This is a genomic window from Trinickia symbiotica, assembly GCF_003028655.1.
Classification (GTDB): domain Bacteria; phylum Pseudomonadota; class Gammaproteobacteria; order Burkholderiales; family Burkholderiaceae; genus Trinickia; species Trinickia symbiotica_A.
Genome location: NZ_PYUC01000028.1, coordinates 18415 through 44067, shown reverse-complemented (window position 1 = coordinate 44067; position 25653 = coordinate 18415). Strand labels below are relative to the sequence as shown.

Below are 25653 nucleotides of genomic sequence, written 5' to 3'. Positions count from 1 at the left end.
ATTCCTAAATAGATGGGCCATGATGGGAATCAGCCTAGAAGATAATATTGGTACGCACGCCGACGACGAACGTATTGCGGAGTGCCTTCGTCGGATCGTTCGGGTTTTGCCCGGCACCCGCGTTGAACGTGTATTGCATATCGGCTTGCAACTGCCACCACGGCGTGACCTGGTACTGATAGGTCGCTTCAACGGCCGTCTCGCTGCCGCGCACGACATTGCCGCTATCGAGGTCGAGCCCCCTTGCACGGTTGCCGATCTGAATGAAGGCGAGGCCGAGGCCGACGCTGTCGTTATCGCGCCCCTTGAACGGCGCTTTCATCACGATGCCGGCGTTCGCGCTGAAACTGACGAGATTGCGATCGCCGGGCGCGCCCATCACGCGAGCGAAGACACCGATGCTCCTCGCCTCGTCGGGATCGGGGCGCCAGATCATCTGATCGGCCACGGCGTAGAAGCTGTAGTCGCCGTGATGCCGCTGAGCGCTGCCCGTCGATGCCGGGTTCGCGAGCGAAAGCCCCGTATTGTCGAAGCGCTGGTCGTCGAATCGTTCGTTGTTGTACCAGAGGCCGATCTTGTAGGTCCCGGGCAGGCCGCGCGCCTTGCCGAAGTCCATCTCGCCCTCGGCAGGCTGATTGATCGAATACTGCAGCTCGCCGATGAAGAGCGCGCCGCTATGTAGGTTCAAATTCGTGCCGCTCAGGTTGCTCGGATCGTTACCGAGCGGATCGCCGTCGAATACGCCGGCAAGCGCCGTCAGCGAAGGCGTAATCTGTCCGCGCACGCGAACGCCGAGCGACGACAGCGGATAGGCGGGGCCGCCGTTCGGCATGTCGTACGAAGGCAATCCCGGCCAACCGAACATCGTATTGATGAAGGTCGCCGCGTACTGGCTGACCATGAACTCCTGGTCGAGACTCTGCTGGCCGATCTTCACGTCGATGCGCTTACCGAGAAACGCCTGCTGATACCAGAGCTCCCAGAGACGCGTGGTGTCCTGAGCCTCGATGCCGCTTGCCGTGTTGTAGGTGCCGAGGTTTTCCTGGCTCAGGTTGCGCCCATGGATCTGCAGCGCGCTCGCGTTGAAGGTGCCGCCCGGCAGGCCGAACGCTTTTTGCGTATCGACGTTGAGCGTCATCGTCGTCAATCCGTCGTACGTGCCGCCGCGCGCCAGACCGCCACGCAGGTTCGCGAGGTATTCGCTCGTCTCGGTGATGCCGAGCGTCACGCCATACTTGCCGAGCCACGGCCGAAGCCCGCCGATGTCGCCCAGCAGGGTCTGCCGCGTCCAGATGCCCGTCCACGGGCTGATCGGCTGCGCCTGGATGTTCAGATCCTCTTCCGAGGATTGCGGCAACGCATCGGGAGTCCCGGCGGCGAACGAGGCCGAAGAAAACAGCGCGCTCCATAGCAAAGCGGTGGACCACGCCAAACGGCGTCGCGAAGGTGCGTGTCCAGCGCATCGAGCGTGTGACGCAAGCGTCATCGAACTTCCTTTCTTGTTGATTGAATGAGGGCGCCCATCGTCGCAGCGACAATCGTTCGGACTCCTGCGCAAGTCGACGTCGACGTTGGGCGCAATTGTACGCAGCGCTAACGAAAACATCAACGACAATGCGAATCGTTCGCATTACGATTAGCGACGAACGAATTTTACGATTTACTTACTGGATCGATCAGCGCACAGGGACGAATTCCGCGTGGATCGTCATATGGATGTCGTCGCCGATCGTCGAAGACCAGGCGGACAAGCCGAAGGCAGCACGGCTGAAGTGGCCGTCGGCCGCGAACGAGAGCGACTCGTCCTCGCGCAACGAATGGCCGTCGCTTCGCTCGAAGGTGACGAAGAGCGTAACGGGTCGTGTCGCGCCGCGAATGGTGAGGTTGCCTGTCAAAAAGCCCGTACCGTTTGCGGTCCTGACGAAGCGCGTGCTCGCAAACCGGATGCTCGGATAGTGCTCGACGTCGAGCACCGCCCGGCTTTTGACGATGGGTGTCGCGAAGGGCTTGTTCGCATCGACGCTGGCCGCGTCGATCGTAACGGTAACGAGCGGATCGTCGGCGCGGCCGGGCGGCCGATCGAGCTCGGCGTCGATGCGTCGAAAACGCATTCTCAAATGCGTGTGTCCGATGATCTGGACAGACAATGCAACGCTGGAGCGCTCCGGAACCAGCCGGTAATGCTCGGGCAGGCGTGTCGCCGCATCGAACGTCGCGGACCATGCCATCTGCGACATGAAACCCAGCACGAGGGCAAACGCGAGCGGCCTTCCGCAAATCCACGCCATTGCACCCCGTGCTCGACCAAGGTCGTTGCGCACGGCGCAAACGCGAGACGCACCCGCACATCGAGTCGTGCAGACCTCACCCGAAGAATGCCGTGGCAAGACCCGATCAATTTCGCCGCATGCCACCTCCGCCCCATGCATGCATTCCGCCGCCCCACGAGTGGATTCCGGACGGACGGCTGCTGGCTGCAGGCATGTGGTTCCACTCATGGAAATGGCGGCCGAAGCCGTGATCGAAATCGTGATCGAAATGATGGAAGTGATGGAACCGATGGAAGCGGTCGACGAACACCACCGTGGAGCCGAAGAAATAAGGCGACTCCGCGTACCACCACGGCGACGGGTAATACGTGTAGCCGTCGGCCGGCGCCACCCAGGAACCGTACTCGCTCACGAAAACCCAGATGCCGTTCGACTGCAGGCAGGCTCGACCGACGAACGGCTGCATCGTGCCTTCGATCTGAGTCTGTCCGGAGACGATTTGGCACCGTGAGGTATCGATGTACGAATTGTCGACGTTCGACCCGTCGTACGTCTGCGCGCCGGCACACGCGGCGCATAGCAGGCCGGCCGCCCACACAGGCCCGCACCGAAGAATGTTTCCCATGATGTGGCTCGAGAGGATCGCCGGCCACGCCCGGCCCCAACGACTAAACGTTCGCCGGTGGTCGGTTATTCCTGTCGCCGCCCTTCTCGCTCACCCCGCTCATCGGAAGCAAGCCGCTTGACGAACCACTGCGCGGCGAGCTGCGCCACCTGCTCGAGCGCGCCCGGCTCTTCGAACAGATGCGTGGCACCGGGGACGATCTCGATTCGATGTTCGCAAGCGAGTTGCTGAGCGGCGAACTGATTGAGGCGCACCACTTCGTTATCCATCTCGCCGACGATCAGCAGCGTGGGCGCCTTGACAAGCTCGAGCGCCTCGCGCGCGAGGTCGGGCCGACCGCCGCGCGAGACGACCGCGCGTACGGTATCGTCGCGCGCCGCAGCGCTCAGCGCAGCAGCGGCGCCGGTGCTGGCGCCGAAGAGGCCGACTCGCAGCGACGACAAGACGGCATGGCTGCGCACCCAGTCGAGCGCACCGCCCAATCTTCGCGCGAGCAACGGGATGTCGAAGCGATATTCGGCCGAAAACACGTCCTGCCGATACTCATCGGCGCTCAGCAAATCGAAAAGCAGTGTCGCGAGACCCGCGTGCTCGAGAACGCTCGCCACATCGCGGTTGCGCGGGCTGAGCCGACTGCTGCCGCTGCCATGCGCGAATACGACGATGCCGCGGGCAGCATCCGGCACCGTCAGCGTCCCGTCGAGAAGGAGGTCATCGCTGGGGATTTGTACATCTGCCGTTTGCATCGTCGTTGCTCCGGGCGGGGATACCTCACTGCGCGCAAAGACGATGCCGCAGACGGAAGTCGAGCCGTGTCAATGACTTATGCGCGGTGCCCCACTAGATATCCACAGAGACGTTCACAGAAACTGTGGACAACCGCACATTTCCTCGGCCGCCTTACAGGTTGGCCACCAAAGCGCTAACGCGAGCTCGGACATGCAATCCTCTTACGCAGAGCCTTCAATTGGCCTCCATCGAGACCCACCGCAAGTCCCGCAACCTTCTCGCGCAACGCTGTAAAGCGTACGCGTAACCGGTACAGGGCGAGCCGGTTCGCGCGCCTGCAACGCACGCGGCGCGACGCTGGCGGCGACAGGCATGCGTCGTGCGGCTCGCCCGAAGCGCCACTCGATATGTGTGATGAAACGCTTACGCCGAACCCTCGTCATCGTCTGCGCGGCGATGCTTGCGAGCGCATGCTCGCTCATCGGCCCGGGACACCTGAAAGCGGATCAGGTCGATTACGCACGCGCGCTCGGAGAGGCGAACAAGCGCGCGATCCTCGCGTCGATGGTGCAGTTGCGGTACGCCGACGCACCTTCGTTCGTCAGCGTCAGCCAGATCATCGCCTCGTATTCGTTCGATGCGCGCGGCGGACCGACGCTCAATCTCGGCTCGGGCGCTCAAGCGAGCTACGCCTCGGCGACCGGTTCGGTGTCCTATTCGAATCACCCGACCTTCACTTTCGTGCCGACCACCGGGGACGCATTCGCAACGGCCTTCATCCGCCCTCTGGCGCCGGCGCTCGTGCTGCCGCTCGCGCAAGGCGGCATTCCCGTGGACCTGCTGCTCCGAATCGTCGCCCAATCGATCGGCGATCTACGTAACGGGACGGCCCTCGGCGGCCCCGGCAGCGCGGGATCGCCCGCGTTTTTCGAATTGCTGCGCGCCGCAAGGCGGCTTCAACTCGAAGGCGATCTCAACGTCGAATCGCGCAATGGCAATGGGGCCAGCCGCGTATTCCTCGCCATCAGGGAGAGCGCCGACGATCCGCCGGGTGCGCTAGCCGATCGCACCGCGCTGAAACGACTGCTGCACTTGCCCGCCGACACCGGCAGTTTCGAAGTCGTGTACGGGCAATGGGCGCCGCCAGGTCAGATCGCGATACTGACGCGCTCGGTGCTCGCCGTGCTGAGCGATCTCGGCGCGCAGATCGATGTTCCCGATGCCGAAGTCGCGAAGGGCGCGACGAAATCGACAGTCCCGTTGATCGGCGGCGAGACACGACCCACGATCATCGTTCGGAGCGGCCGCGGCGCGCCATCGAACGCCTACGTGACGGTAAGCTACAACGGCACGAACTACTGGATCGAGCACGACGATTTCGATTCCAAATATGCGTTCACCGTCGTCCAGGACCTGATGGCGCTCGCGCAAGTCGATACGAGCGCCAAGGCGCCGATCGTCACGATTCCTGCCGACTGAGCACGGCTCCCAACTTCGGGATCGATCGCGCCATTAGCTGTCATCTCGCCCTGAACGCTTCCGATACGGTTTGATGTAGCGTGCCAGCCCTCAACGGCGCTACACTCATATCGACTGATCGCGCCGGAGAGCCACCATGACCGACCTCGACCCGAACCGGACGTTTCGCGGGCTCCCGTTGACGCCGGAGCAGGACGCGGAAATCAGGCATTACATCAAGGTTCGCAAGCAACAAGGCAAGCCATGGGATACGCCGGAGCTTGCGGCGATGCTACGCGATATGCTCGAGCCGCCCGGCGACGACAGCGACGACTTCGGCCCCGATTTCGACGGAACGCGGCTAGCGGCCGAACGTGCTCAGGGTTTCATCGAAGATGAAATGGATCCGATAGAAGCATCGGAAGAGTGGCACGCCGCTTTGGAGTCCGAAGTCATGAAAAGACTCAATCACTGAATCGACTTCAATTAGGCGTGCCGATATGCCGACCGAACTGGCCGGCATATTCATATCGCAATCTGTTATTTAGGCTGAGCCACAGTCCGCAGATACGGCTTGAGGGTTTTGAAACCCTGCGGATATTTCTTTTTCGCATCCTCATCCGAAACTGACGTCGGAATGATCACGTCGTCACCGGGGCGCCAGTTGACCGGCGTGGCGACCGAGTGCTTGGCGTTGAGCTGCAGCGCATCGAGCAAGCGCAGCACTTCGTCGAAGTTGCGGCCCGCGCTCATCGGGTAGATGAGCATTGCCTTCACCTTCTTGTCCGGCCCGATGATGAAGACGGAGCGAATGGTCGCATTGTCGTTCGCCGTTCGCGGGCCCGCGCTCGCGTTCGGATGGATCATGTCATAGAGCTTGGCGACCTTGAGATCGTCGTCGCCGATCATCGGATAGTTGACGGCGTGTCCCTGCGTCTCGGCGATGTCGCCCACCCATTTCTTGTGATCGCCGACGGGATCGATCGACAGGCCGATGATCTTCGTATTGCGCTTCTCGAATTCAGGGTTGAGACCCGCCATGTAGCCAAGCTCAGTCGTGCAGACGGGTGTGAAGTCCTTCGGATGCGAGAAGAGAATCGCCCAGCCATTGCCGATCCATTCGTGAAACTTGATCGGTCCTTCGGTCGTCTCGGCGGTGAAATCAGGTGCTTCGTCACCGATGCGGATGGTCATATCAAACCTCCTTTGCTATGTGGTTGGCAGGCCCGGATTCTTACGATATGCGACGCGAATAAATCGCGCGAGGCACCGCAAGAGATGAGGCTAGGAATTATAGACGCCGAATGGACGTGCGCTATGCAACGCAACGCACCGAAGAAGACATCGCGGCGCAAAACCAGTGCGATGGCATAAGGCCCCTGCACTGCTGCGGTGCAACAGCTGCCCTCGAACAGTTCGCGCCGCTTCCCCCGAATTCGGCGAAACCCGCGACGGGGTTGGGTTTGACGTTGTTGGCACAGGGCTTGCTTTAACCGGCGCGTGCCCGACAACGGCGTCGGGATGCATGCAGCAAGATGCGATGCGGCGATGAAATGCCCTGCTCGCCATCGATTTAAGGACAACGGCGTCCCCTCGTGCTTTCGGACACGAGCGGACGCCGTTTCGTTTTGGCTCATGCGGAATAAGCATTTTCGGTCGAGCAACGATGCTGCGACGCCCGCTTCAAGGAGTGACCATCGATGAACAGGCCCCGACTCGTCGTCATCGGCAACGGCATGGCCGGCATCCGGACGATCGAAGAGCTGCTCGCGCTCGCCCCGGATCACTATGACATCACCGTCTTCGGCGCCGAGCCGCACCCGAACTACAATCGGATCCTGCTCTCCCCCGTGCTCGCCGGCGAGCAAACGTTCGACGACATCGTGCTCAATCCGCTCGATTGGTACGAGCGCAATGGCATCAACCTGCATCTCGGCAAGGCTATCGCGCGCATCGATCGCAAGCGCCGTTGCGTCGTCGCCGAAGACGGCACCGAGGCGCCGTACGATCGCCTGCTCATTGCAACGGGCTCCCAGCCGTTCATCCTTCCGGTGCCCGGCGCCACGCTAAAGGGCGTCATCACCTATCGCGACATTCACGATACGCAAGCGATGATCGATGCGGCGCAAGTGAAGCGCCGCGCGGTCGTGATCGGCGGCGGCTTGCTCGGGCTCGAAGCGGCCAACGGGCTCATGTTGCGCGGCATGGATGTGACGGTCGTCCATCTGGCCGCGACGCTGCTCGAGCGCCAGCTCGACGCGAGCGCCGGAAAACTGCTGCAACGCTCGCTCGAAGAACGCGGACTCTCGTTTCTGCTCTCGAAGGCAACGACTGAAATCGTCGGCAACGAAGCCGGCGAAGTGGCCGCGGTTCGCTTCGCGGACGGCGACGAGGTTGCCGCCGATATCGTCGTCATGGCGGCCGGTATTCGTCCGAACACGACGCTCGCCGAAGCGGCCGGCCTGCACTGCAATCGCGGCATCGTCGTCAATGACACGCTGCAGACGTACGACCCGCGCATCTATGCCGTCGGCGAATGCGTGAGCCACCGCGGCATCGCCTACGGCCTCGTCGCGCCGCTCTTCGAGCAGGCGAAAGTGTGCGCGAATCACCTCGCGCTGATGGGCATCGGCAGCTACAAGGGGTCTGTGCTCTCGACGAAACTGAAGGTGACGGGCATCGACCTCTTCTCCGCGGGCGATTTCATCGGCGGCGACAACACCGAGCAGATCGTTCTGTCGGACCCGGCGAGCGGCGTCTATAAAAAGCTCGTCATCCAGGACGATCGTCTCGTCGGCGCCTGTCTTTATGGCGATACGGCCGACGGCGCCTGGTACTTCAAGCTGTTGCGCGAAGGCCGCAAGCTCGGCGAGCTGCGCGACCGCCTCATGTTCGGCGAATCGAGCATCGGCGATGCGGGCGTGCAAGGTCACAACCGCGCCGCGGCAATGGCGGACGGCGACGAAGTCTGCGGCTGCAACGGCGTGTGCAAAGGCACGATCGTGAAGGCGATCACGGAGAAGGGCCTCTTCACGCTCGACGACGTCAAGAAGCATACGAAGGCAGCGAGCTCCTGCGGCTCATGCTCGGGCCTCGTCGAGCAGATTCTGATGAGCACGGTCGGCACGAGCTTCCAGGAAACACCGAAGACGAAGGCAATGTGCGCCTGCACCGACCACAATCATGACGAAGTGCGCAAGGCGATTCGCGAGAACAAGCTGCTCACGCACAAGGAGGTGTACGACTTCCTCGAGTGGCGCTCGCCGAACGGCTGCGCGACATGCCGCCCGGCCATCAACTACTACATGATCTCCACGTGGCCGCACGAAGCCGTCGACGATCCGCAAAGCCGCTTCGTCAACGAGCGTGTGCACGCCAATATCCAGAAGGACAACACGTTCTCCGTCGTGCCGCAGATGAAGGGCGGCGTGACGACGCCAGACGAGTTGCGCCGCATCGCCGACGTGGCCGATAAATACAACATCCCGATGGTGAAGGTGACGGGGGGCCAGCGCATCGATCTGCTCGGCGTGAAGAAGGAAGATCTCGTTGACGTCTGGCGCGATCTCGGCATGCAGTCAGGTCATGCCTACGGCAAATCGATCCGCACGGTGAAAACCTGCGTCGGCAGCGAATTCTGCCGGTTCGGCACGCAAAACAGCACGCAAATGGGCATCGATCTCGAGACGATGCTCGCCAACATGTGGTCGCCGCACAAGGTCAAGCTCGCGGTGTCGGGTTGCCCGCGCAATTGCGCGGAAGCGGGCATCAAGGACGTCGGCGTGATCGCCGTCGACAGCGGCTGGGAGCTCTACGTGGGCGGCAACGGCGGCATCAAGACCGAGGTCGCGCAATTCCTCGCCAAGGTGAAGACGCCCGACGAGGTCAAGGAGTACACCGGTGCCTTCCTTCAGCTCTATCGTGAAGAAGCGCATTACCTCGATCGCACGGTTCATTACATCGCGCGTGTCGGCCTCGATTACGTGAAGCGCAAGATCGTCGAGGATGCCGCAAGCCGCAAGGCGCTCTACGAACGCCTGCTCTACTCGCTCGAAGGCCTGCCCGATCCTTGGCAGGCACGCATCGAAGGCGTGCAGCAACGTGAATACATTCCGCTTACGGTAATCGAGTGAGGACTTGACCATGGATCGATCGAACCTGCCCAACTGGACTCACGTCTGCCAGCTGTCCGACATCCCGCGGCTCGGCAGCCGCGTGCTCAAGCATGCCGACGGCGACATCGCGATTTTTCGCACCGCCGAAGACGAAGTGTTCGCGCTGCTGGACCGCTGCCCGCACAAGGGCGGTGCGCTTTCGCAAGGCATCGTCTACGGCAAGACCGTCACCTGCCCGCTTCACAGCTGGAACATCGAGTTGGCGTCGGGCGAGGCCCGCGCACCCGACCAAGGATGCGCGCGCCGATTTCCCGTGAAAGTCGAGGGTGTCGCGGTCTACGTCTGCCTTTCTTGATGGAGGGCACGTCGCGATGAAAACCGTCACGCGCTCGACTTGCTGCTATTGCGGCGTCGGCTGCGGGGTGCTGATCGAAGCCGAGCACGGCCGCATCACGGGCATCGCCGGCGATCCCGATCATCCCGCGAACTTCGGGCGCCTCTGCACGAAAGGCCGCTCCCTGCCTCTCACGGCGGCCAGCACCGCCGGCCGCGCGCTTCAGCCCGAGCTGCGCGCGACGCGTGAGGCGAAGCGCGAGCCGACCGACTGGGCGAGCGCGCTCGATCACGTCGCCGCTCGCTTCGCCGAGATCGTCGAGCAACATGGGCCCGACTCCGTCGCGTTTTATATCTCAGGCCAGCTGCTGACCGAGGACTACTACGTCTTCAACAAGCTCGCGAAGGGATTGATTCGTACGAACAACATCGATACGAATTCGCGGCTTTGCATGTCGAGCGCCGTGACGGCGTACAAGAAGGCGTTCGGTGCCGATGGGCCGCCGACTTGTTATGAAGACCTCGAGCTTGCTCGGACAGTGCTTTTCGCGGGCAGCAACATGCCGTATGCGCATCCCGTGCTGTTTCGTCGGCTCGAGGATGCCAAGGCGAAGAATCCCGACATCCGTTGGGTCGTCGTCGATCCGCGCCGCACCGACGTCGCCGCACTGGCCGATCTTCACCTCGCGATCCAACCGGGCACCGATGTCGCGCTCTTCAACGGCATGCTTCACCATCTCATATGGGAAGGCCTGCTCGAGCGCGACTTCATCGACGCGCACACGCACGGGTTCCTCGATCTCAAGGCGCTCGTGCGCGAATACTCGCCACGCACGGCAGCGGGGATCTGCGGCATTGCGGAGCAAGACCTGATCCGCGCGGCCGAATGGTTCGCCGACAGCCCGGCGACGCTGTCGCTCTACTGCATGGGGCTCAACCAGTCGAGTCACGGCACGGACAAGAACCTCTCGCTGATCAACCTCCATCTCGCGACGAGGCAGATCGGCAAGCCGGGCGCAGGGCCGTTTTCGCTGACCGGCCAGCCGAATGCGATGGGCGGCCGTGAGGTCGGCGGAATGGCGACGATGCTCGCGGCGCACCGCGATATCGGCAACGCCGACGATCGGGCCGAAGTCGCGGCGTTTTGGGGCGTCCAGGGACTGTCCGAGAAGGTCGGACTGCCCGCCGTCGATATGTTCGATGCGATCGCCGACGGCAAGATCAAGGCAGTTTGGATCGCCTGCACCAATCCGGTTCATTCGATGCCCGACATCGCACGCGTTCGCAAGGCGCTGGCCAAGGCGGAGTTCGTCGTCGTGCAGGAGGCTTTTGTCGAGACCGATACCGTTCCCTATGCCGACGTGCTGCTTCCCGCGACGACATGGGGCGAGAAGTCCGGCACGGTCACGAATTCGGAGAGACGCATTTCGCGCGTGCAGGCCGCCGTCGGGGCGCCGGGCGACGCGCGCGCCGACTGGTGGATCGTCGCGGAGGTTGCGCGACGCCTCGAGCGGCGACTGATGCCTCGACATGAGAGCGCGCATGATGTCGTCGCTTCGGAGTCCAAACTATTCCCCTATGCCTCGCCCCACGAGATCTTCGATGAGCACCGCGCGCTAACGGTCGGCCGCGATCTCGATATCGGCGGGCTTTCGTATGCCTTGCTCGAAGACGAGGGCCCGAAGCAATGGCCGTTCGTCGCCGGTGCGGCGCGCGGCGATGCGCGCCGCTACACCGATGGGGTATTCGCCACGGCCGACGGCCGCGCTCTGTTTCATAAGACGCCCTATCTGCCCGTCGCTGAATCGACCGATGCACGCTACCCGTTCCGGCTCGTGACGGGGCGCCTGCGCGACCAATGGCACGGCATGAGCCGCACGGGCCGCGCCGACGCGCTCTTCTCGCACGCGCCCGAAGCGACCGTCGTGATGCACCGCGGCGATGCTGCCCGCCGCGGCTTGACTGACGGCGATCTCGTGACGATTGCGAGCCGCCGAGGAAAGATGGTGCTTCCGCTCGAAACGTCGGACGATCTCCGATCCGGCACGCTCTTCGCCGCGATGCATTGGAGCGGACAGTATCTGAACAACGGCGGCGTCAACGAGGCGACCATCGGCGCCGTCGATCCCTACTCGGCACAGCCCGAGCTCAAGCATGCCGCCGTCAGAATCGAGGTGCCCGACTTGCCGTGGCGACTCGTCGCCGCGAAGCGCGGCGACACGCTGGCGCTGCGAGCGGCCGTGCAGTCTTTGCTCGGCGAGCGGCGCTATGCGTCCGTCCGGATCGAGGACGAAGACCTGCTCGTCGTTTCGGCCGCGGACGCGATCGCGCACCCCGACTGGGCCGACCGGCTCCATGATGCGCTTGGACTGCCGCGCGGCGACGATCTGCTGGAGTATCGCGACGCACGCCGCGGCCGAGAGCAGCGCGTGGCATGGAACGGCAAGCTGATCGACGGGTTCTTGCTGACAGGCGATACGAGCGGCGCGCGCTCGCTGATCGAACAGATCCGGGCGGCGACGCCATGGACGGGCCCGCGCCATACGATTTTCCTGCCCGGCGGCGAAGACGCGCTGCGCGCCCTTGCGCCCCGCGCCCGAATCGTCTGCAATTGCAAACAGGTGACGCAGACACAGATCGAAGAAGCCATCGCGGCGAACGCCGGCCTCGACGAATTGAAATCGACACTCGGCTGCGGTACTGTGTGCGGCTCCTGTGTACCCGAAATCAAGCGATTGTTGAACGCCACGGCCGTTGCATGACCCCATCGAAGCTGCGCATCCTGCTCGTCACCGATACTGAAAAACCGATCGGCGAAATGCGCGAGGCGCTCGCGCGTCTCGGCTACGAGATGCTCGCCGAAGCGGCGACGCCGCAGGCGCTGCCGAAGGTGGTCGAGCGCGAGCGGCCCGACGTCGTCATCATCGATACCGAATCGCCTTCGCGCGACACGCTCGAGCACCTCGCCGTCATGAACGAGACGGCGCCACGGCCCGTGCTCATGTTCAGCCACGATGCGAACCAGCGCTTGATCCGCGAGGCCGTCGATGCGGGCGTCACGGCCTATGTGGCCGAAGGCCTCGCGCCCGAGCGGCTTGCGCCGATTCTCGAAGTCGCACTCGCCCGCTTCGCTCATGAAGAGAAACTGCGGCAACGTCTCGCCCAAGTCGAGGGCGAGCTCGCCGAACGCAAGACGATCGACCGGGCGAAGCGGCTCTTGATGGAGCGCGGCAAGATGTCCGAGCACGAAGCCTACGCTACGTTGCGCAAGCGCGCGATGGATGCCGGCGTGCGGCTTGCCGAAATCGCGCGGCGGCTCGTCGACGCCGCCGATTCATCGAGGTAGGACATGGATACCGAAATGCTCCCCGTCGCCGAAAAGGCCCTTGAAAAGACGCATCTGCGTGTCGGTTTCGTCGCACTCTCGGACGCGGCCCCGCTCATCGCGGCGAAGGTGCTCGAATTCGGGCATCGGCATGGACTGACGCTCGAGCTCTGCCGGCAGCCGTCGTGGGCGGCCGTGCGAGACAAGCTGCTGGCCGGCGAGCTCGATGCGGCCCATGCGCTCTACGGCCTCGTCTACGGCGTGCAGCTTGGCATCGGCGGGCCGCAGGCGGACATGGCCGTCCTCATGGTGTTGAATCGGAACGGTCAGGCCATCACGCTCTCGACCCGCCTCGCCCGCGCGCTCGACGAAGCGGGCAATCTCAAGTCCGCGCTCGCCACGCTCGGGCGGCCCGCCGTATTCGCACAGACGTTTCCGACCGGCACGCATGCGATGTGGCTCTATTACTGGCTCGCTGCGCAAGGCGTGCATCCACTCGAAGATATTGAAAGCGTCGTCATTCCGCCGCCGCGTATGGTCGACGCCCTCGAGCGCGATACGCTCGACGGTTTTTGCGCAGGCGAACCCTGGCACGCTGTCGCCGAAGCGCGCGGCGTGGGAGAAACGGTCGCCGCGACGAGCGAAATATGGCCCGGCCACCCCGAGAAGGTGCTCGCCTGCCGGCGCGACTTCGTCGCCCAACACCCGAATACCGCGCGGGCATTGATCCAGACGATGCTCGAGGCATGCCGATGGGTCGATGCCCCTTCGCATCGGGAGGAAATCGCGCGCTGGCTCGCCAAGCCCGAAGCGCTCGACGTTCCATTCGAGCTGATCGCAGCTCGACTCGCGGGCCGCGAGGGAGGCAAGCGTTTCCCGCAGCCGCCGCTCACCGTCTCGTTCTTCGATGGCGGGACCGTCAACTATCCGCGCGTTTCGGAGGGACGGTGGTTCATCGAACAATATCGACGTTGGCACCTGCTTCGCACACGGTCGGGCGGCGATGGCAATGAAACCGCGAACGATGCCGCCATCGCCGCCGCCATCAATCAGACCGCGCTCTATCGCGATGCCGCCACGTTGAGCGAAGTTCCTATCCCTGGCGACACGCAGACCGTTTTGCTTTGCGATGGCGCAGCATGGCGTTGACTATCTATTTCACACCGCCTTCTTCCGTCAGTTGCTTTTCGAGCTTCGCAAAAATGCGCTTCGTTTGACCCTTGGCATGAAGCGCGAACAGCAGAAGTGAGCGGCCCGTGACCTGATAGATGTCTCCCGATTCGAAATCCGGCAATTCCTCACGGACAGGGACGTTGGTATCGATGAGACAGCTCCATTGATCGCTGCCGGGTATCTCGGGAAGCGTGAAGTCGACCACGTCGTGATGCGCGTTCAGCACGAGCAGCAGCGTGGCATCGGATGCCGGTCGGCGAATGCCGCTCACCTGCGCGCGGCCATCGATCACAAGGCCGAAGCATTTCATCAAGGGATCGTCCCAATGCTGCGCCGTCAGTTCCGTACCCGCTGGGCTCATCCATTTCACTTCGGATAATTGAAGCGTTTCGTTGAACGCACCTGTCAGGAAGCGGCCCCGCCGCAACACAGGAAGCGTATGACGAAGCGTCGTCAGCTTGATGACGAATTCCGTCAGCGCACGTCCCTCATCACCCATGCCCTCCCAGTCGAGCCAGCTCATTTCGTTGTCCTGGCAGTAGGCGTTGTTGTTGCCTTGTTGGGTGCGGCCGAATTCATCGCCCGCAACGAGCATCGGGGTACCTTGCGCAAGCAGTAACGTCGCGAGCAGATTGCGCTTTTGGCGCTCACGGAGCGCGCCCACTTGCGCATCATCGGTCGGTCCTTCGACGCCGCAATTCCACGACTTGTTGTCCGAATGTCCGTCCTTGTTGTCTTCGCCGTTGGCATCGTTGTGCTTATCGTTGTATGACACAAGGTCGTTGAGCGTGAACCCGTCGTGTGCGGTTACGAAGTTCACGCTGGCCCAGGGGCGCCTGCCACGGCGATTGAACTTGTCGCCCGAGCCGGTGATGCGGCTGGCGAGCTCGGGCGCGGCACCGTCCTCGCCGCGCCAAAATGCGCGCACGATGTCGCGAAAGCGATCGTTCCATTCCGCCCATCCTGGCGGAAAGCCGCCCACCTGATAGCCGCCCGGGCCGCAATCCCATGGCTCCGCGATCAGCTTGACGCTCGAGAGCACGGGATCTTGGCGGCAACTGTGGAGAAAACCGCCGCTTTCGTCGAAGCCGTACGGCTCGCGGCCGAGAATCGTCGCGAGATCGAAGCGAAAGCCGTCGACCCGCATTTCGGTGACCCAGTAGCGCAGGCTATCCATGACCATCTGCAGCACGCGCGGATGCGAAAGATTCAGCGTGTTGCCCGTGCCGGTATCGTTGATGTAATAGCGCGGCTCGTCGGGCATCAAGCGGTAGTAAGAAGCGTTGTCGATACCGCGAAACGACAGCGTCGGGCCAAGCTCGTTGCCTTCGGCGGTGTGGTTGTAGACGACATCGAGTATCACTTCGAGATCGGCTTCGTGAAAGCGGTCGATCATCTGCTTGAACTCGTCGATGATGCCGGAGCTGCGCGCGAAATAGCGAGGGTCGGCCGCAAAGAAGCCGATCGTGTTATAGCCCCAGTAATTCGTAAGGCCTTTGTCGAGTAAATGACTGTCGTTGACGAACGCGTGAATGGGCATCAATTCGATGCAGGTGACGCCGAGGCTTTTCACGTAGTCGACGATCGGTTTCTGACCCAAGCCTTCGAATGTGCCGCGCAGCTCGGGCGCTACGGCAGGATGCCGCTTCGAGTATCCCCGCACATGTGTTTCATAGATGATCGTGCGCTCCCACGGCACGCGTATGCGGGTGGGGTGGGTCCAGGAAAAGTTCTGATCGACGACGACGCATTTGGGGACGAACGGAGCACTGTCGCGCTTGTCGAGCGTCAGATCGACGTCCTTGGCTCCGAGTCTGTAGCCGAATACCGCGGCGTTCCATTTCAGACTCCCGACGTGGGCTTTCGCGTAAGGATCGAGTAGCAGCTTGCTCGAATTGAAGCGATGGCCGGCCTCGGGTTCGAAGGGGCCGTGCACGCGATACCCGTAAGCCGCGCCCGGCCGCAAGCCAGGTATATAAACGTGCCAGATCTCGTCCGTAAACTCGGGCAATTCGATCCGCCCAAGCTCGCGCTTGCCGTTTTCGTCGAAAAGACACAGGTCGACCCGAGTTGCGTTGGCGGAAAACAACGCAAAGTTGACGCCTTGGCCGTCCCATGTCGCACCCAACGGGAACGGGAGGCCTTCGGCGATAGGCATGGTGGTGGTTGACATGGGTGCTCGCATCAAGAGTCGTCCGTGACGCGACAGTGGAGCAAGCTTCGTTCCGAATCGACGCATGAAACGCATGAAACGGCCGGGACGGCCCGCTTCGTTTGCATCAATACAACGCGCCCCGCACGTGGGCGCGTCAATACCTCACGTTGAGATATAATCGCACCCCGTTTGCTTCGCTCCGGCCCTCTGAGAGTAAGCCGCACCCTCGGGGCGGAGAGAGCGAATGTGAGCGCGGGTCGTGCAACAGCGCAGGCCCATTCCGCTCGTCACCCCTGTTCGGACTTCCCACTCGTTTGATCGGATCAAACCGTGTCGCGCCTCGCCGTTGCCCGCTGGTTTCAGAGCTTTGCCCCGCATCCCATCGCCGTTGCATGGCGCGAACGGGTTCGCGCCTGTCTCGGCGCTCTGATCGGCATCGGAGCAACGGGCGTGACGATGTATTGGCTCCTCGGCTCGCAGGCGGACATCCCGCTTCTCGTCGCGCCGATGGGTGCCTCGGCCGTGCTGCTCTTCGCCGTGCCCGGGAGCCCGCTGGCACAGCCTTGGTCGTTCCTGGGCGGCAACCTCGTGGCGGCCACGCTCGGTGTGCTCTCGTCGCACTGGCTCGCGAATCCGATTGCGGCAGCGGCGCTGGCGATCGCGATGGCCACTTGCGCGATGTTCGCGCTGCGCTGCGTGCACCCGCCTTCAGGCGCCGTCGCTTTGACGGCGGTGCTCGGCGGCCCGACTATCCATGCGCTCGGCTTTCGTTTTGTATTGGAGCCGATCGGATTGCAATCGATCGTTCTGCTCGGCGCGGCCATCGTCTATCACGGATTGACAGGGCATCGCTATCCGCACGCACATGTTGGCCGTGCCGGCGCGAACGCCGCTTCTGGAGGGGACGATACGCGTGCCGGCGTGACGCGCGCCGATATCGAGGCGATCGTCCGGCATCGCGGCGAATGGATCGACGTGGCGGCCGACGACCTGCAGTCTCTCGTGCATGAAGCGCAATTGCTCGCCTACGCACGGAGCTTCAGCGATATGACCTGTGATCAGATCATGTCGCGCAACGTCGTGACGGTATCGCGCGACGCAACAGCGGCAGCCGCTTGGCGCCTGCTCGAGCGACATCGCATTAAGGCCTTGCCCGTCATCGACGATGCACGCCGCGTCGTCGGCATCGTGACGCGAACCGATTTCGTCGGCCGTACGCCGTTCGGCCTGCGCCGCATTCGCACCGGGCTCGCCGCTTTCAGGCGCGATGGCGCCGCCACCCGACGTATCGGCGAATTGATGACACCAGCTGTTTGCACGGTCGATGCGTCCATGCCTGTCGCCGAGCTGATCCCGCTCTTCGCGCATTACGGCCATCACCATATTCCTGTGCTAGATGGCGATCGGCGGCTTGCCGGCATGATCACGCAATCGGACCTGATCGGCGGCCTGCATCGGCAAACTCAAACGCAAACGCAACGGCTGAAGCTGGCCCGCGCCTGATCTCATGTGCAGAGCATCGCGCCACGATGGCGACGCCAGGGCAAAAATATCACAATGTGATATAATTTTCGGCCCTTTTGAACAGTGTCCGGCCGAAAATGAGAAACCCTGCTTCGCGCGCGCTCGACAAAGAAGATTTCGAGCAGCTCTCAGAGTTCCGTTATCAGATGCGCCGCTTCGAACGATTTTCGGAGCGTGCGGCGCAAAGCGAAGGTATCACGCCTTTGCAGTACTTGCTGCTGCTTCATGTGAAAGGCTATCCGGGCCGCGCCTGGGCGACGATCGGCGAGTTGGCGGAGCGCCTTCAGGCGCAGCATCATGGTGTCGTCGCGCTGGTCTCCCGCTGCGAAGCCATCGGTCTCGTCGAGCGCAGGCAGAGCGAGGTCGATCGGCGGCAGATGGAGGTGCATTTGCTGAAGGCCGGCGAATCCATCCTCGCGCGGCTCGCGGCGCTGCACCGCGCCGAATTGAATTCACTGAAGGACACGTTCAACGTGCCGCAGATCGATCTTTAACCGGTTTATGAACAGAGAAGCAATGAACGTCGATATTCACAAACGAGACTTTTCCGCGAATGCGCGCTTGCCTGCCATTTGCGCGCTGGCCGCGGTCATCGGCGTGCTGGGCACGGTAGCGGCTTACGTTCTGCTTCATCTGATCCATCTGTTCACGAATCTCTTCTTCTACGGGACGTTCTCGTTCGACGATCATTCGCCCGCGTATAACGCGCTCGGGCCCTGGGTCATCGTCGTGCCCGCCGCCGGCGGTCTCGTCGTCGGCCTCATGGCGCGCTTCGGCTCGGAAAAGATCCGCGGTCACGGCATTCCCGAAGCGATAGAAGCGATCCTTTTCGGCAAAAGCCGCATGTCGCCCAAAGTGGCGGTGTTGAAGCCGCTCTCCTCGGGCATCGTCATCGGCAGCGGCGGGCCGTTCGGCGCCGAAGGTCCGATCATCATGACCGGCGGCGCGCTCGGCTCACTGCTCGCGCAATGCTTCAAGGTGACGGCGGCCGAACGCAAGACGCTGCTCGTCGCGGGCGCGGCGGCCGGCATGACGGCCGTCTTCGGCACGCCGGTCGCGGCCGTGCTGCTCGCCGTCGAATTGCTGCTCTTCGAATGGCGCCCGCGCAGCTTCTTGCCGGTCGCACTCGCGTGCGCCGTGGCAGGCTTCGTGCGCGCCGCATGGTTCGGCGCGGGGCCGCTTTTTCCGCTGCAGACGGCCGCGCCTCATGCGATTTCGCTCGCATCGTGCGCGATCCTCGGGCTCGGCAGCGGCGCACTCGCTTGCGGCCTGTCGGTCGCGCTCTACAAGACGGAAGACCTCTTCGGCAAGCTGCCGCTGCATTGGATGTGGTGGCCCGCGCTCGGCGGCCTCATCATCGGGATCGGCGGGTTCATCGAGCCGCGCGTCCTCGGCGTCGGTTACGACGTCATCGGCGATCTGCTGCATCAAAATCTGTCGATTCAAATCGCTGTCGCGATCCTCGTCGTCAAGGCGATCGTATGGGTCATCGCGCTCGGCTCCGGGACGTCGGGCGGTGTGCTCGCGCCGCTGCTCATGCTCGGCGCGGGGCTCGGCGTCGTCCTCGGCCATATCCTGCCGGGCGGTGAGCCGACACTGTGGCCACTCGTTTCGATGGCCGCGACGCTCGGCGCCACGCTTGGCGCGCCGCTAACCGCGATTCTCTTTGCGTTCGGATTGACGCACGACAGCAATGCGCTCTTGCCGCTCCTCACGGCGACGCTCGTCGCACACGGCTTTACGACCGTCGTCATGCGACGCTCGATCATGACCGAGAAGATCGCGCGGCGCGGATATCACATCTATCGCGAATATGGCGTCGACCCGCTGGAACGTCACTACGTCGAGGAAGTGATGACACGCAGCGTCCGAACCATCGATGCGTCACTGACGACGCACGAAGCGCTGAAGACGTTCTTCGGCGCGAGTCAGTCGCATCGCGCTTACCCGGTCGTACGTGGCAACAAACTCATCGGCGTAGTCGATCGCAGCACGGTCGTGGCCTTGAACGCTGAGCACGGCGACCGAACGGCGGATCTCACGCTCGGCGATGCACTGGCTGGCCGCTCGACACCGGTCGCGCTCGCCGACGAAACCTGCAGGCTCGTTGCAACGCGCCTCGCCGTGCATGGCCTCGAACGACTACCCGTCGTCGCGGATCGCGACTCTCTGGAACTCGTGGGCATCGTCGCTCGAAGCGACCTCGTCAAGCCGGCTCGCGCTCATTTCGAGGAAGAACACAAGAGAGAGCGATTTCGCGGCCTGACTCTGCTGCGCCCCTCTCGCCCCCCACGGAGGAAAACGTCGTAGGACGGCGCGCGAATTGAGCCGGAACCCTGACGACGGGACGCGCTGCTCGTCCTGGGTGGGTGAACGCACCGATCAGACGCGATTCAGTGGGTAAGCGGACGAGTGCCGTTAGCCATCGCACATTCGCCGTACGCGGCAAGTCTGACAATTGGCTCAAGCGCGGTCGAGAAAGAGGCCAAAGCACCCGCGCTCGAGTGGTGCCGGCTGCAAACGGGGAGGCCGAACATGAACATTCTGGAACTGGCGACACAAGCAGGCTTGCAGGTATTGCTCGACGCACGCATCGGCAGCCAGACCTACCACAGCATCAGCGGTTCGCTCCCCGCTCTGCAACGATTCGCCGATTCGGTCAAGGCGGCAACGCTGGCGGAATCGGCCAAGCGCGAGGACCCTCCACACCCAACGAAGCAACCGGTCCCGCGTAGCGCGGCGGTGCGTGCGCGACGCGCGCACCGCCGTGCACTGCTGTGTCGCCGCGTGTCGGTAGTCGTCCGGCCCGCTGCCCGCGCGTTTCGCTCCCGGGCAGGCTGAGCTTGCCCGTGCCCGCGGCGGCGGATGAGCGCGCCCGGGCGCCGCAAGGCCGATGACGGAGCGCGCCGCGCACTGAGCGTCAGCTTGCCGCGCCCTCCTCCTCTTCGGTAATGTCGCGCAGCAACAGCAACGGGATCGTCGTATCGCGCAGCAACGATTCGGCGACGCTGCCGGCAAGGAGCCGCCTGAATCCCCGGCGGCCATGCGAATACATCACGACAAGATCGGCCGAGAACTCGTCGATGCCACGCCTCAAAACAGCGACGATGCTGTCTCCGTATGAATCGATCGCTCGGACGCTCCCCACCACGCCCGCGCGCGCGAAACGCTCGCGCGCCTCGTCGAGAACGGACGTTGCAGTGCGGCTCGTCGTATCGGTAGGGGGCATTTCCTCGACGTACGCACCGCCGATATCGACGAGCTGCGCCGGATGCACGAGCACGAAGACGGCCTGCACCTCCGCGTGCAGCGACCGTGCAAGCTCGATGGCTTTGTCGAGTGCATGCATCGCGCCTTCGCTGCCATCGACTGGCACCAAGATTCGCTTGTACATGAGACGCCTCCATTCAGAGAACGGCGTCCGCCAGGCGCATCGCTACGCTTCGCGAACGTCCGGTACATGAGGCAGTATGGTTGGGATCCCGCCCGGGAACAACTGCCGCCATGCTCGACTCGATGGGCCGAGCGTGCGCGTGCGCACGCTCGCTCAATGCCCCTCGGCGTGCGCGGCCACGCCCTCGGCGCCGAGGATCCGCTCGGACAGCTTCTGATCGTAGCTCGAATGCACATGCACGCGCTTTTTGTCGGGGAATGCATAGGTATAGGCCTTGCGCAGCGCGAGCGAGGCTTCGTGAAAGCCCGAGAGGATCAGTTTCTGCTTGTTCGGGTAGACCGCGATATCGCCGACGGCGAAGATCCCGGGCTTCGACGATTCGTAGTTCGACGTATCGACGGCCACGCGCCCGCCGAGCGTCTCCAATCCCCATCGCGCAATCGGACCGAGCTCCGCGACGAGGCCAAAAAGCGCGATCAGATGATCGGCGTCGATGACGACCGACCCACCGATCCGCTTCACTTCGACGGATCGCAAGTTGCCGCCTGGCGCATCGAGGGCAGCGATCGTGCCGATGATCAGGTCGAGCTCGCCCGCCGCCGCGGCGTCCTTGACTTCCTGCACCGTCGCGGCAGCCGCACGAAACGTCTCGCGTCGATGAACGAGCGTGACGCGCTTCGCCACGCGACGCAATGCCAAGGCCCAATCGAGCGCCGAATCGCCGCCGCCGGCCACGACGACGCGTTGATCGGCAAACGTGGAGCGCTGCCGCACAGCATAGTGAACGTGCCGCCCTTCCAGCGCCTTGGCTTCTTCGAGTGCCACGCGTTGCGGAACAAATGCACCATTCCCCGCTGAAAGCAGAATGGCGGCCGCGTCGAATGTCAGACCTTGCTCGGTGCTGACGAGCCAGCGCTTGTCTTCGGCGCGTTGCTCGACGTGAAGGACGCGCTGCCCGAGATGAATCGGCGGTGCGAACGGCTTGCATTGCTCCATCAGCCGCTCGACGAGCTCACGCGCCGTGCAGACGGGAACAGCCGGGATGTCGAAGATCGGCTTTTCCGGATAAAGCTCGATACATTGGCCGCCGACTTCGCCGAGCACATCGACGAGGTGGCACGACAGTCCGATCACGCCGGCTTCGAACGCGGCGAAGAGGCCGACGGGCCCCGCTCCGACGATGACGACATCGGTTCGTATCGGATTGCCGGTTTCGGGGGACGTTGCCTCGTTCACGCTCGATTCTCCACGGTTCTCGACAAAGTGCGACGATGCATGCCCTCTCGCACGAGGCGTGCCTTACCTCGCACGGACTACCCGCCATCGCGCAACATCAATGGCGACGAGCGGGATACGGCGATATCGTCGCGAATGAACGCAGTATACGAGGCAGCGAACAGCGAACACGCAGTGGCCCATTCCCCAGTAGGGAGAAACGTCCAACAAAAAAGGCGCCGCAAGCGGCGCCTTTGTCTACGATGGAGCGATCGGATGCGTCTTAGAAGCGGTGACGCAAGCCGACGGTTGCGGCCGTCTGGTTGATCGAGCTCGAGAAGCCGCTGCCCGTGGTCGGGTTATAGATGAAAGCCGTCGTGCCAGCCGGGCCCGAAGCGCGCTGATAGACGACCTGCGCGTAGACATCGGTGCGCTTCGACAGCGAGTAGTCAGCCTGGGCGCCGACTTGATGGAAGTGCTGGCTCACGCCCGACACGTTCTGGTTCGTGTAGGTATAAGCCACGCCGAGACCCAGCGCCGGCGTCAAGTTGTACTTGGCGTTGGCTTCATAGTTGTTTTGACGAAGCGACAGCGGGATCGCGGTAGCGTTGTCGACACGCGCTTGCGTCCAAACGACGCCGACCTGTGCCGGGCCGAACGCATAGCTCGCGCCCGCACCGTACGTGCGCAGGCGGAAGTTGCCAAGGCTCGAGAGGCCGAAGACCGAGTTTGCGAACGAGCTGTCCGTCGCGCCGCTGGTCGTGCTGAACGGATTGTTCTCTTGCGCATACGACGCCGCGATACGCAGGCCCTGGAACTGATAGGCCGCGCCGACGCTGTACTCGCGGTTGTTGTTGAAACCGGTCTGATTCGAGAAACCGTAAGTGCCGCCGAACTGCAAGCCGGAGTAGTTCGCGCTCGTGAACTTGATCGAGTTGTTCACGGCCGCGCCGCCGTTCGTGTTGAGGTTGTCGAGATTGCCGAAGTGCGCGAACGACGTGCCGCCCCAGCTCCCCGTTGCCGTCAGCGGCGCGAGGAAGTCCTGCTCCGCATCGTACTGACGGCCGAGCGTCACCGTGCCGTAGTTGCTCGACAGGCCGACGAACGCCTGGCGATTGAACATGCCGTTGTTGTTGGCGAACTTGCCGTTGCCCAGGTTGAAGCCGCTTTCGAGCGTGAAGATCGCCTTCAGACCGTTACCGAGATCCTCCGCGCCGCGCAGACCGAAGCGGCTTTGGTCGATGCCGCCGCTCGTCTGCTGCCAGTTCGAGTGACCGCCGACATTGCTCGTATACGTGATGCCCGCGTCGAGCACGCCGTAGAGCGTGACGCTGCTTTGTGCATGAGCGGCAACCGCGAACGACGAGGAGACCGCGGCAACAATGAGGGTTTTTTTCATGAGAGTGCCTTTCTATGACAACTGGCCTGGGGCCAGACTTCCGACAGACGGCCGCATTGCCTTCGCCGCCCTCTTGGCGAGCGAACCGAATCCTCTGCGGAAAACCGTCCTACGAGCCGCGAGTCTACGGGCTGACCCTAGTTAGGGTATACGCGTGGGTCGCAATACGTTATTTCACTAACTGAAAGGAACTTGTCTCCTGCGCCTGCTATGTCGCTGATTTGATTGAACTATGCAAATATACTCAGCGCGCTGATTTGATCGATCCCTATTTGTCGGCGCGTCTCGCTCCGAGCAAAAGGTTGCAAAACCGCAACAGATGCTTAATACGGCTGTCACGGCTGGCGAGGTCGTCGGTTCTGTCTTGAACCGCAACGGACGCCGCGAATTGGCGGATCATGACGATACTCTCTCGGTCGCCCAGCCGATCCTGTGGATATGCTCGGAGGAGACGTCGAATGTCGGCATCGCCGGCTGGCGGCGCTGGGTATCCCTCAATCGAACGAAGATCAGAAACCAATGAGCGTCCGTTTTCGGGTTGGATTTGCACTACTGGTGACTATCGCGCCCGCGATTTCGTGGGCGCAACGGCCGATCACGTATCCGATGCGAAGCCAGACGCCATCCCAGCAAGCCATCGATCAAGCGCTGTGCTATGCGCAGGCGAAAAAGGAAACGAACGTCGACGTCGCGCGGCAACCGCAAACGCCGACGCGCTCGACACCGATCACGTTCGCGTCCGATGCAGGGCGCGGCACATCGGCGCCACCGTTGCCAGGGAGTACCGGCGTGGCCAGCGCGGCGGCTCCCAACGCGGCTGCACCGACCGCTGCTTCAGGTGCAAGCGCCGGCATGGGCGCAAGCCAGTCGGGCACTGCGGCATCGGCGGCTTCGGCGGCACCCATGGCATCGGCTCCAGGAGCGGCGTCAGGGCCGTCGATTGCAACGGGGAACGCCAGCGAAACCAAAATGCCACCGTTGCCTCCCCCCGAGCCGCCGATGACGACTTACTGGCGCTCGTGGGGCAACTGCATGCAAAGCCGGGGTTACGGCGTTCAGTAGACCGAATACTCCGCACGCGAAACACCGATGATCGGGACTCCGAAATGTCTGTTCCCTCATGAGTGGAGCACGTTAGTCATTAGCGTCACCCATCAACGCTGAAGCGTCGCCCGCGGCGCTCATCGCCGCCGCAACAGACTTTACAGTCTGTTACCCGCACCCTGCATACAGCCAAAACGGCTTTCCCTATACTCCGTTGCGCAACTGGACCTACCCGCGCTCCGCGAGCGTTACTTCTTATCGAAAACCGATGACGCGCCTCGTCTTCACTAAAACCGCCCTGCTCGTTCCTCTCGTTGCCGGCGCCGCCTTGTCCCTCTCCGCCTGCGTCGCGCCTGGCTCCTACGGAACGTATGGCGCGCAGCCACAGTATGCGCAGCCTGCCTATGCGCAACCGCAATACGCTGAACCCGCTTACGTGCAGGAACCCGCCTATGGGCAACCGCAATATGCGCAGCCGCAGTACGGGCAACCTCAATATGGGCAACCCGGCTACGCCGATCCCTCCTACGCGCAGCCCGGCAGCGGCTACAGCACGCAGTACGGCACGATTGCGGCGATTCGCCCGATCGGCGGCGCGACGAGCCCCTCGGGCGTGGCCGGAACGCTCGTGGGCGCGCTCGTCGGCGGCGTGCTCGGCAATCAGATCGGACGAGGTCACGGCCGCGATGCGGCGACTGTCGTCGGCGCGCTGGGCGGCGCGGTGGCGGGCAACCAGATCGGGCAACAGATGGGGCAACCCGCCGGCTATCGCGTCGACGTTCGATTGAGCGACGGCTCGGGACGCTCATTCGACATGCAGACACCGGGCGATCTGCGCCCCGGCGATCGCGTGCGGATCGACGGCAATCAGATTTCGCGGTACTGAGCGATCGT

Annotated in this window: 22 protein-coding genes; 12 read left to right on the top strand and 10 right to left on the bottom strand. The window is 63.1% G+C overall.

Features of this window, described 5'->3' with window-relative positions; translation table 11 throughout:
- Window positions 1-34 precede the first annotated feature (34 nt).
- The 4 genes from C9I57_RS31405 to C9I57_RS31390 form a co-directional block, all read right to left on the bottom strand.
- A complete protein-coding gene (locus tag C9I57_RS31405; RefSeq protein ID WP_107154411.1) occupies window positions 35-1486 on the bottom strand; it encodes a carbohydrate porin in 1452 nt (483 codons plus the stop codon).
- A gap of 190 nt (window positions 1487-1676) precedes the next feature.
- Window positions 1677-2288: a YceI family protein gene (locus C9I57_RS31400; RefSeq protein ID WP_107154397.1), complete on the bottom strand. Its 612-nt coding sequence runs from the start codon at window positions 2286-2288 to the stop codon at window positions 1677-1679.
- Between the two features lie 106 nt (window positions 2289-2394).
- On the bottom strand, window positions 2395-2895 hold the full coding sequence (locus C9I57_RS31395; protein ID WP_146166299.1) for a hypothetical protein: 501 nt from the start codon (window positions 2893-2895) through the stop codon (window positions 2395-2397).
- Between the two features lie 65 nt (window positions 2896-2960).
- Window positions 2961-3641 carry a dienelactone hydrolase family protein gene (locus C9I57_RS31390; RefSeq protein WP_107154395.1) on the bottom strand — a complete coding sequence of 227 codons (681 nt, stop codon included), beginning with the start codon at window positions 3639-3641 and terminating at the stop codon, window positions 2961-2963.
- Window positions 3642-4038: 397 nt separating this feature from the next.
- On the opposite strand from C9I57_RS31390, the gene C9I57_RS31385 reads away from it, so the two are divergent.
- Both C9I57_RS31385 and C9I57_RS31380 read left to right on the top strand, forming a co-directional pair.
- Window positions 4039-5103 carry a hypothetical protein gene (locus C9I57_RS31385; RefSeq protein WP_107154394.1) on the top strand — a complete coding sequence of 355 codons (1065 nt, stop codon included), beginning with the start codon at window positions 4039-4041 and terminating at the stop codon, window positions 5101-5103.
- Window positions 5104-5239: 136 nt separating this feature from the next.
- On the top strand, window positions 5240-5557 hold the full coding sequence (locus C9I57_RS31380; protein ID WP_018442260.1) for a hypothetical protein: 318 nt from the start codon (window positions 5240-5242) through the stop codon (window positions 5555-5557).
- Window positions 5558-5622: 65 nt separating this feature from the next.
- Here the strand turns inward: C9I57_RS31380 and C9I57_RS31375 are convergent, their stop codons facing one another.
- On the bottom strand, window positions 5623-6276 hold the full coding sequence (locus tag C9I57_RS31375) for a peroxiredoxin (protein WP_107154393.1): 654 nt from the start codon (window positions 6274-6276) through the stop codon (window positions 5623-5625).
- A 506-nt stretch (window positions 6277-6782) separates the two neighbouring features.
- On the opposite strand from C9I57_RS31375, the gene nirB reads away from it, so the two are divergent.
- Genes nirB through C9I57_RS31345 form a run of 5 tightly spaced genes read left to right on the top strand, consistent with a single transcriptional unit; the run spans window position 6783 to window position 14004 of the window.
- The gene (nirB, locus tag C9I57_RS31365; RefSeq protein WP_107154391.1) at window positions 6783-9215 is read left to right on the top strand and encodes a nitrite reductase large subunit NirB; all 2433 of its coding nucleotides are present in this window, start codon (window positions 6783-6785) and stop codon (window positions 9213-9215) included.
- Window positions 9216-9225: 10 nt separating this feature from the next.
- Window positions 9226-9552, top strand: coding sequence for a nitrite reductase small subunit NirD (gene nirD / locus C9I57_RS31360; RefSeq protein WP_107154390.1), 327 nt, complete (start codon window positions 9226-9228; stop codon window positions 9550-9552).
- 16 nt (window positions 9553-9568) lie between these two features.
- Window positions 9569-12292, top strand: coding sequence for a nitrate reductase (locus C9I57_RS31355; protein WP_107154389.1), 2724 nt, complete (start codon window positions 9569-9571; stop codon window positions 12290-12292).
- Entirely contained in the window at window positions 12289-12876 is a 588-nt protein-coding gene (locus C9I57_RS31350) for an ANTAR domain-containing response regulator (RefSeq protein WP_107154388.1), read from the top strand. The genes C9I57_RS31355 and C9I57_RS31350 overlap by 4 nt, the downstream gene beginning before the upstream one ends.
- A gap of 3 nt (window positions 12877-12879) precedes the next feature.
- Window positions 12880-14004 (top strand): CmpA/NrtA family ABC transporter substrate-binding protein, encoded by a 1125-nt coding sequence (locus tag C9I57_RS31345; RefSeq protein WP_107154387.1) that lies wholly within the window; start codon window positions 12880-12882, stop codon window positions 14002-14004.
- A gap of 4 nt (window positions 14005-14008) precedes the next feature.
- Here the strand turns inward: C9I57_RS31345 and glgX are convergent, their stop codons facing one another.
- Window positions 14009-16201 carry a glycogen debranching protein GlgX gene (gene glgX, locus C9I57_RS31340; protein ID WP_440130266.1) on the bottom strand — a complete coding sequence of 731 codons (2193 nt, stop codon included), beginning with the start codon at window positions 16199-16201 and terminating at the stop codon, window positions 14009-14011.
- Window positions 16202-16513: 312 nt separating this feature from the next.
- On the opposite strand from glgX, the gene C9I57_RS31335 reads away from it, so the two are divergent.
- From C9I57_RS31335 to C9I57_RS31320, 4 genes are all read left to right on the top strand, one after another.
- Window positions 16514-17686: an HPP family protein gene (locus C9I57_RS31335; RefSeq protein WP_107154386.1), complete on the top strand. Its 1173-nt coding sequence runs from the start codon at window positions 16514-16516 to the stop codon at window positions 17684-17686.
- Window positions 17687-17784: 98 nt separating this feature from the next.
- The gene (locus C9I57_RS31330) at window positions 17785-18201 is read left to right on the top strand and encodes a MarR family winged helix-turn-helix transcriptional regulator (protein WP_018442270.1); all 417 of its coding nucleotides are present in this window, start codon (window positions 17785-17787) and stop codon (window positions 18199-18201) included.
- Between the two features lie 22 nt (window positions 18202-18223).
- Window positions 18224-20017 (top strand): chloride channel protein, encoded by a 1794-nt coding sequence (locus C9I57_RS31325; RefSeq protein ID WP_107154385.1) that lies wholly within the window; start codon window positions 18224-18226, stop codon window positions 20015-20017.
- Window positions 20018-20242: 225 nt separating this feature from the next.
- Entirely contained in the window at window positions 20243-20548 is a 306-nt protein-coding gene (locus tag C9I57_RS31320) for a hypothetical protein (protein ID WP_107154384.1), read from the top strand.
- 79 nt (window positions 20549-20627) lie between these two features.
- Here the strand turns inward: C9I57_RS31320 and C9I57_RS31315 are convergent, their stop codons facing one another.
- From C9I57_RS31315 to C9I57_RS32950, 4 genes are all read right to left on the bottom strand, one after another.
- Window positions 20628-21101: a universal stress protein gene (locus tag C9I57_RS31315; RefSeq protein WP_107154383.1), complete on the bottom strand. Its 474-nt coding sequence runs from the start codon at window positions 21099-21101 to the stop codon at window positions 20628-20630.
- A gap of 153 nt (window positions 21102-21254) precedes the next feature.
- Entirely contained in the window at window positions 21255-22337 is a 1083-nt protein-coding gene (locus tag C9I57_RS31310; RefSeq protein ID WP_107154382.1) for an NAD(P)/FAD-dependent oxidoreductase, read from the bottom strand.
- Between the two features lie 262 nt (window positions 22338-22599).
- Window positions 22600-23715 carry a porin gene (locus C9I57_RS31305; RefSeq protein ID WP_107154381.1) on the bottom strand — a complete coding sequence of 372 codons (1116 nt, stop codon included), beginning with the start codon at window positions 23713-23715 and terminating at the stop codon, window positions 22600-22602.
- A 653-nt stretch (window positions 23716-24368) separates the two neighbouring features.
- Window positions 24369-24620 carry a hypothetical protein gene (locus C9I57_RS32950; RefSeq protein WP_181322020.1) on the bottom strand — a complete coding sequence of 84 codons (252 nt, stop codon included), beginning with the start codon at window positions 24618-24620 and terminating at the stop codon, window positions 24369-24371.
- Between the two features lie 407 nt (window positions 24621-25027).
- Between C9I57_RS32950 and C9I57_RS31290 the strand changes: the two genes are divergently transcribed.
- Entirely contained in the window at window positions 25028-25645 is a 618-nt protein-coding gene (locus C9I57_RS31290; RefSeq protein WP_107154378.1) for a glycine zipper 2TM domain-containing protein, read from the top strand.
- The last annotated feature ends 8 nt before the right edge of the window (window positions 25646-25653 follow it).

What these genes read in the sequence shown, in the direction of transcription:
- C9I57_RS31405 (WP_107154411.1), bottom strand. Translation starts at nt 1,486, where the DNA reads ATGACGCTTGCGTCACACGCTCGATGCGCTGGACACGCACCTTCGCGA.
- C9I57_RS31400 (WP_107154397.1), bottom strand. Translation starts at nt 2,288, where the DNA reads ATGGCGTGGATTTGCGGAAGGCCGCTCGCGTTTGCCCTCGTGCTGGGT.
- C9I57_RS31395 (WP_146166299.1), bottom strand. Translation starts at nt 2,895, where the DNA reads ATGGGAAACATTCTTCGGTGCGGGCCTGTGTGGGCGGCCGGCCTGCTA.
- C9I57_RS31390 (WP_107154395.1), bottom strand. Translation starts at nt 3,641, where the DNA reads ATGCAAACGGCAGATGTACAAATCCCCAGCGATGACCTCCTTCTCGAC.
- C9I57_RS31385 (WP_107154394.1), top strand. Translation starts at nt 4,039, where the DNA reads ATGAAACGCTTACGCCGAACCCTCGTCATCGTCTGCGCGGCGATGCTT.
- C9I57_RS31380 (WP_018442260.1), top strand. Translation starts at nt 5,240, where the DNA reads ATGACCGACCTCGACCCGAACCGGACGTTTCGCGGGCTCCCGTTGACG.
- C9I57_RS31375 (WP_107154393.1), bottom strand. Translation starts at nt 6,276, where the DNA reads ATGACCATCCGCATCGGTGACGAAGCACCTGATTTCACCGCCGAGACG.
- nirB (WP_107154391.1), top strand. Translation starts at nt 6,783, where the DNA reads ATGAACAGGCCCCGACTCGTCGTCATCGGCAACGGCATGGCCGGCATC.
- nirD (WP_107154390.1), top strand. Translation starts at nt 9,226, where the DNA reads ATGGATCGATCGAACCTGCCCAACTGGACTCACGTCTGCCAGCTGTCC.
- C9I57_RS31355 (WP_107154389.1), top strand. Translation starts at nt 9,569, where the DNA reads ATGAAAACCGTCACGCGCTCGACTTGCTGCTATTGCGGCGTCGGCTGC.
- C9I57_RS31350 (WP_107154388.1), top strand. Translation starts at nt 12,289, where the DNA reads ATGACCCCATCGAAGCTGCGCATCCTGCTCGTCACCGATACTGAAAAA.
- C9I57_RS31345 (WP_107154387.1), top strand. Translation starts at nt 12,880, where the DNA reads ATGGATACCGAAATGCTCCCCGTCGCCGAAAAGGCCCTTGAAAAGACG.
- glgX (WP_440130266.1), bottom strand. Translation starts at nt 16,201, where the DNA reads ATGTCAACCACCACCATGCCTATCGCCGAAGGCCTCCCGTTCCCGTTG.
- C9I57_RS31330 (WP_018442270.1), top strand. Translation starts at nt 17,785, where the DNA reads ATGAGAAACCCTGCTTCGCGCGCGCTCGACAAAGAAGATTTCGAGCAG.
- C9I57_RS31325 (WP_107154385.1), top strand. Translation starts at nt 18,224, where the DNA reads ATGAACGTCGATATTCACAAACGAGACTTTTCCGCGAATGCGCGCTTG.
- C9I57_RS31320 (WP_107154384.1), top strand. Translation starts at nt 20,243, where the DNA reads ATGAACATTCTGGAACTGGCGACACAAGCAGGCTTGCAGGTATTGCTC.
- C9I57_RS31315 (WP_107154383.1), bottom strand. Translation starts at nt 21,101, where the DNA reads ATGTACAAGCGAATCTTGGTGCCAGTCGATGGCAGCGAAGGCGCGATG.
- C9I57_RS31305 (WP_107154381.1), bottom strand. Translation starts at nt 23,715, where the DNA reads ATGAAAAAAACCCTCATTGTTGCCGCGGTCTCCTCGTCGTTCGCGGTT.
- C9I57_RS32950 (WP_181322020.1), bottom strand. Translation starts at nt 24,620, where the DNA reads ATGGGTGCCGCCGAAGCCGCCGATGCCGCAGTGCCCGACTGGCTTGCG.
- C9I57_RS31290 (WP_107154378.1), top strand. Translation starts at nt 25,028, where the DNA reads ATGACGCGCCTCGTCTTCACTAAAACCGCCCTGCTCGTTCCTCTCGTT.